This window comes from Alteromonas sp. AO-Serp, from assembly GCF_017849675.1.
Lineage (GTDB): Bacteria > Pseudomonadota > Gammaproteobacteria > Enterobacterales > Alteromonadaceae > Alteromonas > Alteromonas macleodii.
In genome coordinates, this window is record NZ_JAFLMX010000225.1 from 1 (window position 1) to 7,755 (window position 7,755).

The 7,755-nt window shown below is 45.5% G+C and carries 8 protein-coding genes; 2 read left to right on the forward strand and 6 right to left on the reverse strand.

The window, feature by feature from the left end:
• Nucleotides 1-461: HAD family hydrolase (locus QVA83_RS15445; RefSeq protein WP_287498653.1), on the reverse strand; the 461-nt coding region annotated here is incomplete at its 3' end.
• Nucleotides 462-673: 212 nt separating this feature from the next.
• On the opposite strand from QVA83_RS15445, the gene QVA83_RS15450 reads away from it, so the two are divergent.
• Complete coding sequence (locus tag QVA83_RS15450) at nt 674-1,348, forward strand: hypothetical protein (RefSeq protein ID WP_061096318.1); 675 nt, start codon at nt 674-676, stop codon at nt 1,346-1,348.
• A 124-nt stretch (nt 1,349-1,472) separates the two neighbouring features.
• On the opposite strand, the gene parE is transcribed toward QVA83_RS15450, so the two are convergent.
• The 5 genes from parE to nudF form a co-directional block, all read right to left on the reverse strand.
• Complete coding sequence (gene parE, locus QVA83_RS15455; protein ID WP_014975634.1) at nt 1,473-3,368, reverse strand: DNA topoisomerase IV subunit B; 1,896 nt, start codon at nt 3,366-3,368, stop codon at nt 1,473-1,475.
• A 136-nt stretch (nt 3,369-3,504) separates the two neighbouring features.
• The gene (locus QVA83_RS15460) at nt 3,505-4,086 is read right to left on the reverse strand and encodes a YqiA/YcfP family alpha/beta fold hydrolase (protein WP_049587311.1); all 582 of its coding nucleotides are present in this window, start codon (nt 4,084-4,086) and stop codon (nt 3,505-3,507) included.
• Nucleotides 4,087-4,205: 119 nt separating this feature from the next.
• Nucleotides 4,206-5,039, reverse strand: a complete 834-nt coding sequence (locus tag QVA83_RS15465) for a metallophosphoesterase (protein WP_156077873.1) — start codon at nt 5,037-5,039, stop codon at nt 4,206-4,208.
• Entirely contained in the window at nt 5,036-5,476 is a 441-nt protein-coding gene (locus QVA83_RS15470; protein WP_014975631.1) for a DUF1249 domain-containing protein, read from the reverse strand. Before QVA83_RS15470 ends, QVA83_RS15465 begins: the two co-directional genes overlap by 4 nt.
• Nucleotides 5,473-6,099, reverse strand: a complete 627-nt coding sequence (gene nudF / locus QVA83_RS15475; RefSeq protein ID WP_049587314.1) for an ADP-ribose diphosphatase — start codon at nt 6,097-6,099, stop codon at nt 5,473-5,475. Before nudF ends, QVA83_RS15470 begins: the two co-directional genes overlap by 4 nt.
• A gap of 295 nt (nt 6,100-6,394) precedes the next feature.
• Here nudF and tolC point away from each other — a divergent pair.
• Nucleotides 6,395-7,755, forward strand: a 1,361-nt coding sequence (tolC, locus tag QVA83_RS15480) for an outer membrane channel protein TolC (RefSeq protein ID WP_287498654.1), incomplete at its 3' end; no start/stop codon positions are given.

Genomic DNA, 7,755 nt, shown 5'->3' on the forward strand with positions numbered 1-7,755 from the left:
TCCACGGCAACCACGCAAGAAATATAAGCACTTAAACCATACTGAGATAAGGTTTTTTCCACCGACTTTTTACTTCCCCCAGTCACAATGCCAATGGTGTAACCTTTGTTTGCACAATGTTCAATGGTTTCTTTAGCAAACGGCATTAAGGGAAAAGCTTGTTTATCTAAGTAGTCGCTAATGCTTTTGTGTTTTTGCTCTGCTAGCACCTGCGGTGCGACATCAATATTAAAATGTTCGACAAGGTCAACAGCATTTTGCTTTGCTGGAATACCCGCCATCACTTCACAATAAAAATCTTCGCTTAGTTCAACATCGTACCCCAGCAAAATGTCTTTCCACAGGTCAAAATGTACGGATTCTGAGTCAATAAGGGTACCGTCGTGATCAAATAATAGCGTTGTGGTTTTGTCGCTTACCGCTAGCTGGCGGGTTGATGAAGAAACTGAGTGCAATGCCAAAATAAACCTCCTTGCTAGTTCAATACCGGTTTTGAAAACATATTGGGTGTCATCGATACCGAAAAAACGATAACACCTTTAGCCCCTGCTGCAGTGCTTTGTTAATAGTGATTGTTTGCATGCCATATGTCAGAACACGCCAGAACAGTGCCAGTCCTGTGATACACTGGGGCATTCACGAGCTAGAACATTTTCAACGTGGAGCAAATTGGGTGCTTTACCACATTTTAGGCTTTGCCAGTGCCGCGCTGTTTTTACTGACATGGTTAGGATTATGGTCACAAATTAAGGCCATGACGCGCTTTCACGTGCCCGTTTCTAGCGAAAGTGACGATGCTAACCACAGTCTGTCACTTAACCAGTTTGGCTCTAGCTATTTTGCCTTTTTCTCAATTTTCCTATTTGGCATTTCGGTAGAGCCTTTCAACCATTACTTGGTGTGGACACGATTTGGCGCGCTCATACTTACGCTCATTATCATTTGGAAAATATGGCAACACAGGCGCACTACAATTTCAGGCTATGTTGCCGCTGTTGCTCTGCTAGCTCTCGTTGGTGGCACACTTTCCATTGCTTTTCGCCCTTTCCCAACGCTTGCACAGCTTGGCGCAAATACCTTAATGCTGGTCGTTACCGTTATCTTATTTCAAGGTTCACTGCACCAGTGGTTTGTACTGCAGCGCAGACAAAAAGTGGGGTCGCTGTCATTTGCGCTGTTTCGCAATATATTGATAAAAGACGTTAGCACTTTATTGTTTGGCCTAACAATGCCATTAAGCCAAAGCTGGCCGCTACTTATCCTAAACGGCACCAGCGTAATTATGCGTGGCAGTATTTTATTGCAGATGCACAAACTAAAACGCCGAGAAATTTCCGTATCAGGATAGTATCTCGGCGTTTTCGATTTGCTTCATGTAGCGTTAAGGTTGCTTGTCTAGCGGTCACTTGTTTGAACAGCGTTATCGATACAAGCTTCTATAAATAAGCACAAAAGCGGCGCGTTTCTGCAATCTACAACGCCACTTCGGCCATATTACCTTTGCTTTCAAGCCATGTTTTACGGTCGCCAGAACGCTTCTTAGCAAGTAGCATGTCCATCAACTCCATCATTTCTTCCGCGTCTTCAATGGTCAGCTGAACAAGGCGACGGGTGTTCGGGTCCATGGTTGTTTCGCGAAGCTGTAGCGGGTTCATTTCACCCAAGCCTTTAAAGCGCTGTACGTTGACTTTACCGCGTTTCTTTTCCGCTTCAATTCGGTCAAGAATGCCCTGCTTCTCGCCTTCATCTAGCGCGTAATACACCTCTTTGCCTACATCTATTCTAAATAGCGGCGGCATAGCGACATACACATGACCTTGTTCAACCAAGGTTCTGAAATGACGTACAAAGAGCGCACATAGCAACGTTGCAATGTGTAGCCCATCGGAGTCAGCATCGGCAAGAATACATATTTTACCGTAGCGCAAACCAGACAGGTCCGTCGAGTCTGGGTCGATACCCAGCGCAACTGAAATATCGTGAATTTCCTGTGAAGCCAGTACCTGAGAAGAGTCGACTTCCCAGCTATTTAAGATTTTACCGCGCAGCGGCATAATTGCCTGAAACTCTCGGTCTCGCGCTTGCTTGGCCGAGCCACCCGCCGAGTCACCCTCTACTAAAAACAGTTCAGAGTAAGAAATATCTTGTGATGAGCAGTCGGTCAGTTTGCCTGGTAGTGCCGGCCCTTGAGTGACCTTTTTACGCGCAACCTTTTTGGTTTGACGCAGGCGGCGCTGTGCATTGTTGATACACATTTCAGCAAGCGCTTCAGCAATTTCAGTGTGTTGGTTTAACCAAAGGCTGAATGCGTCTTTCACTACACCTGATACAAACGCGCTGGCCTGACGTGAAGACAGGCGCTCTTTAGTCTGCCCGGCAAACTGCGGGTCCTGCATTTTAGTCGATAGAATATAGGCACAGCGGTCCCAAATATCATCAGGCGATAACTTAACGCCACGGGGCATTAAGTTTCTAAATTCGCAGAATTCGCGCATTGACTCCAGTAAGCCTTGGCGCAACCCGTTAACGTGTGTACCGCCTTGCGCTGTAGGAATAAGGTTAACGTAGCTTTCCGTTACCAAATCTCCACCTTCAGGCAACCACATTACAGCCCAATCGGCGGCTTCTGTATTGCCGCTGAATGTACCCACAAAAGGCGTGTCAGACGGTAAGGTTTCAAACTCTTCTACCGCTTGGTAGAGGTAGTCTTTAAGGCCGTCTTCGTAATACCACTCTTGGCTTTCTTTGGTGATCTTGTTGTCGAAGCGAATGCGCAGACCCGGGCTTAATACCGCTTTAGCGCGCAAGTTGTGCACAAGTCGGCTGGCTGAGAATTTTGCCGAGTCGAAATATTGCGGGTCAGGCCAGAAGTGAACACGAGTTCCTGTATTGCGTTTACCGCAGGTATCGATTACTTGTAAGTCTTCGACTTTGTCGCCGTTTTCAAAGGCAATTTGGTATACGTTACTGTCTCGTCGAATAGTTACTTCTACGCGGGTTGAAAGCGCGTTAACTACCGAGATCCCCACCCCGTGAAGACCACCAGAGAAGGCATAGTTTTTATTTGAAAATTTACCACCCGCGTGAAGCTTACATAGAATAAGCTCTACGCCTGATATCCCTTCTTCAGGGTGGATATCTACCGGCATACCACGACCATCGTCGATAACTTCTAATGATTGGTCTTCATGCAAAATTACTTTGATGTTAGAGGCGTGCCCAGCAAGCGCTTCATCCACACTGTTATCGATGACTTCCTGACCCAAGTGATTTGGGCGGGTAGTGTCGGTATACATACCAGGGCGGCGTTTTACGGGGTCAAGGCCGTTTAAAACCTCGATAGCATCTGAATTGTATTGATTTGACATAGTTATGGTTGTTATTTAAGCCAGCGACAAAGAAAGAGGTACGCGGCGCTAAGGTTAGCTATAGTAACTTCAGCAAGCATAGCGCCACACAGCATAGGATTGATGTTAGCAGGGCGAGTACATACTGGCAATGCGCTTATTTCAGCAAAAACTCGGCAATAGCAGGTAAGTGATTTTCGTAACCTACAAAGCTGTGATCGCCGCCTTCTTCAATAACCAGATGACTTTGTGCGTACTTTTCAGCCGCTAAGCGGTAATCCAGTGTTTCATCCTCGGTCTGAAGTAGCACTTTGTAATTGCCTGGCGTTTTAATTGAGGCAGCTTCTAATGCTTGGATTACCCCCATATCGCTTTCTACTATTTCAAACTTTTCCTTGCTGTAAGGGTTTTCGTGGGCACCGATAAACCCTTGCAATAGCTCGTAAGGGCGAACAGCGGGATTGATTAACACGGCTTTGCCACCAAACTTTTCAAGCAAAAACGTAGAGAGATACCCCCCCATTGAACTACCAATAAGTTTCAGCCCGTTTTCAAGCAGTGCCGGTGTGTTCTCAATAAGTGAAATTAGCTGGTCTTCCACTTTGCTAGGAAAATTAGACAGCTCAGGAATGTGCAAGGTAACGTTTGAGTGATGCTGCTCAAAATATTGTTTAGTGGCTTGCGCCTTTATGGATTTCGGCGAACTTAGAAAGCCGTGAAGATATAAAATGTGCTGCATATTTTTCTCTATTCTGTGTTCTCTGTTTCTATATTTAATATGGACTCGATGAGAGTTCAAAACTGTTCTTAACGCCAAATACTTCCAAAACAGCCACGCTTAAGCAAAGAGCGCGAAAGCTAAACCCGAACAACTTTAACGTCCACCGTGCAATCATCCATTAAGCTCATCACCTGATACCCTGGCGCTTCATTGCTAGCACCGAATTCGGGGCGCATTTCCCATTGCCAACAGGTAGATGGGCTTGCGTAAGAACGCGTTTTGTTCACTCCTATTTGCTGGCGCAATGGCGAATGCACATGGCCGTGAATGACAGCTTTCACTTGTGGATGTTCGTCTATTAACGCGGCTATCTGTTGCCCGTTAGCTAACGAGTGCTTATCCATCCAACTGTTTGAAGGCAATATGTGGTGATGAAGTGCAACGAGATGATTGGCCTGTGGTGACCTAATTAGTGCTTGTTCTAGCGCCTGTATATCGCTTTCTTTTACTTCCCCGGCTGCCGTTTGCTTATTGGTTATAGCGCGGGTATCCAGGCCGTGTATTTGCCAATTGGGAAAGCTTATCGGGTCATTGCTCTTTAAATGACGGCTGCCAAGATATTTTTCAAAGTACGGATTATTATCGTGATTACCCGCCAGCACAAACCATTCTATATTTGCTGACTCAATATATTGCTCCATCAATGCGATAAAATGCTCGTAGCTCTCAGGTGAATTATCGCCACTAATATCCCCAGTCACTAGCACAATTACTTGGTGCTTTGCTCTCTGTTCTGGCTCGCTGGCAGCTCTTTGAGCAGCGTGATTTTTAATATCAGCGCTATCAACAACATATTCTCGAACGCTACTGAGCACACGTGCCAGCGATTTATAGGGCGCTATACCCGCATATCCCGTTTTATTTTTATCTTTCAGTAAGTGGCAATCACTGAGTTGTATAAGTGTAATCACGCTTCAGAGGTAACGTTTGAGGAGTGTTGCAAACAGAAGTTTAGCCACTCAGCTAAAAAGATGTTCACCATATGCTTTTCGTTGCGCTGGCGCATCTTTAAATTCGGATACTCGTACGAGGGTTCGAGCGCCCCCGTATTTTGGCTATTGATGACTTCAGCCATGCGAGCGTCGTGATATAGGCGTACCGTCATACTAGGCGTTAAGTAGGACGGCATGTCTTTAGTGGTTTGCTTAATACTTAATGTACTGGTGTAGCGAGCAGACTCCACAATGCGTATTTCATAAGACAGGCCCACTCCTACCGAAAATTCATAGCTCAAATCTTCCGTATCGCAATCAGGCAAAATTCTTAGAACATGGGAGTAGTTCAGTTCGCAAAGCGCCTGCATGGAAGGAAGATGAGGTACATATTTTCGTTGGTTGCGTTGAGTCACGATGTCTGCCACTGCTCCAGAAGTTGTGTTTTGTGCATAAAGAACCATTGTAGCGCAATTACCGCTGCGGCGTTGTCAATATGGCCATTCTCCAACCATTCAAGGGCTGTGTTCTCTTTAATGCGATGCACTTTAATATCTTCAGACTCACTTTCCAGGCCGTGCACACCATGCGCTTGGCTAGCGTCGGTCTTTGCAATAAAAATATGTAATCTTTCTGTGGTCCCGCCCGGACTAGACAAATAGCTCAATGCTTTCGTTAATTTATCTAACGTGATACCCGCCTCTTCCATAGACTCTCTATGGCATACCGCTTCAGGTGTTTCACCTTCATCAATCATGCCAGCAATAATTTCTATCAACCAAGGGCTTGAAGATGTGGCTAATGCCCCAATTCTTACTTGCTCGATTAGCACAAACTCTTGAAGAACTGGATCGTAAGGCAAAACGCCTACTGCATGACCGCGTTCAAATATTTCTCGCGTGACGGTATCACTCCACTCTCCATTAAAACACTTGTGCTTAAATTGATACTGATTCATGGTAAAGAAACCACGATACACTGGCTTAATGTCAGTGATTTCGACGTCATTTGAGGTAAATGAAAGGAATTCCTTGCTCATTTGCTGACACTTATGGTTCAAATAGATTTATCATACATAGTACATTTACACACCAACCATGTATATGCGTTAAAAATGCATAACGGGGTGTGAGCGAATAACAGAAAATCATATTACAAGTCGTCTATTACTATAATAATTGCGTGGGTAGATCACATATTCTGTTACAGTTAATCAAATACTGTTACGAGTTTGGACTTTCGGTTTGTGGTTGAATTTTCATACACTTGGTTTTATTAAGTCGTCCCTTAGAGCGAATGACGACGCAACTTGAACACAACAGGAAGACGTAAGCATGAAACGAACACTTCTGTCGCTGGTTATCGGAGTTTCGATGACAACGGGTGCGCTGGCCGATGACCTTATGCAGGTATATCAACAAGCACTGGCGAACGACCCATTGGTAAACCAAGCGAAAGCGCAACGTGATGCAGCGTTTGAAGGGATTAGTATTAGCCGCGCAAACCTTCTACCACAGATATCTGGCTCGGTAGGCTATACAACTTCTACAGCTGAACGTGCACAAACGTTAGGTGCTAATGCTGATGACCTTCAAATTGTGGTATTTGAAACAGACGTAGACACTATCGATTATGGTTTGCAGGTACAAATGTCACTTTACGACCACGCAAACTGGCTAGGGCTGGATCGCGCTGAAAAAGTGGCCGAGCAAAGCGACGCCCAGCTTGCCGCTAGCATGCAAGACGTTATTGTGCGTACGGTTACTGCTTATTTTGACGTACTACGTGCACGTGACAATGTTGAATTTGTGGGCGCTGAAAAACGTGCCATTGAGCGCCAGTTAGAACAAACTCGCCAGCGTTTTGAAGTGGGTTTAACGGCTATTACTGACGTACACGAAGCTCAGGCCAATTACGACAGCACGGTGGCGCAGGAAATCCAAGCAAAGAACCAGCTTGAATTTGCTCTTGAAGCGCTTCGCGTAATTACAGGTAAATATCACGATCGTTTGTTTGGGCTAAACACAGAGAATTTTGCCGCAACTATGCCTGTGCCAGCGGCTGTCGATGAGTGGCTAGAAACTGCGCAGGATAAAAACTTAGCACTTCTGGTTGACAGACTTGCTATGGATATCGCGAAAGAAGATATTTCAATTGCGCGCTCGGGTCACTTACCTACCCTTGGTTTAACAGCTAACGCATCGCGAAGCAAAGACGATATTTCAAACCCGTTCTTACAGTTTGAAACACCTTATCTTGATAGTCAGTCAGTTGCGGTTCAATTGAATGTGCCTATCTATCAAGGCTCTCGCGTTTCATCGCAAACCGACCAAGCTAAGTTTAACTATGTTGCAGCAAGCCAAGCAGCTGAACAGACTTATCGTCAAACTGTGCAGTCTATTCGCAGCTCGTTTAACAATGTAAAAGCGTCAATCTCAACGATTCGTGCTTTAGAGCAGTCAGTGGTCTCAGCAGACAGCGCCCTTAAAGCAACAGAAGCAGGTTTTGATGTAGGTACACGTACCATTGTTGACGTGCTAGACAGCACACGTAACCTGTTCGATGCACGTCGTAACCTTGCGGGCGCACGCTATGACTTTATTCAGTCAGTGGTTACGCTTAAGCAAGCGGCAGGTACATTGACAGGTGAAGATGTGGCTATGATCAACCGTGGTCTTAAGCCAGCAGAAACCAA

Bases quoted from the DNA above. Each gene is read 5' to 3' on its own strand.
- nudF (WP_049587314.1), bottom strand. From the start codon at position 6,099: ATGAGCAAGGAATTCCTTTCATTTACCTCAAATGACGTCGAAATCACT.
- parE (WP_014975634.1), bottom strand. From the start codon at position 3,368: ATGTCAAATCAATACAATTCAGATGCTATCGAGGTTTTAAACGGCCTT.
- QVA83_RS15460 (WP_049587311.1), bottom strand. From the start codon at position 4,086: ATGCAGCACATTTTATATCTTCACGGCTTTCTAAGTTCGCCGAAATCC.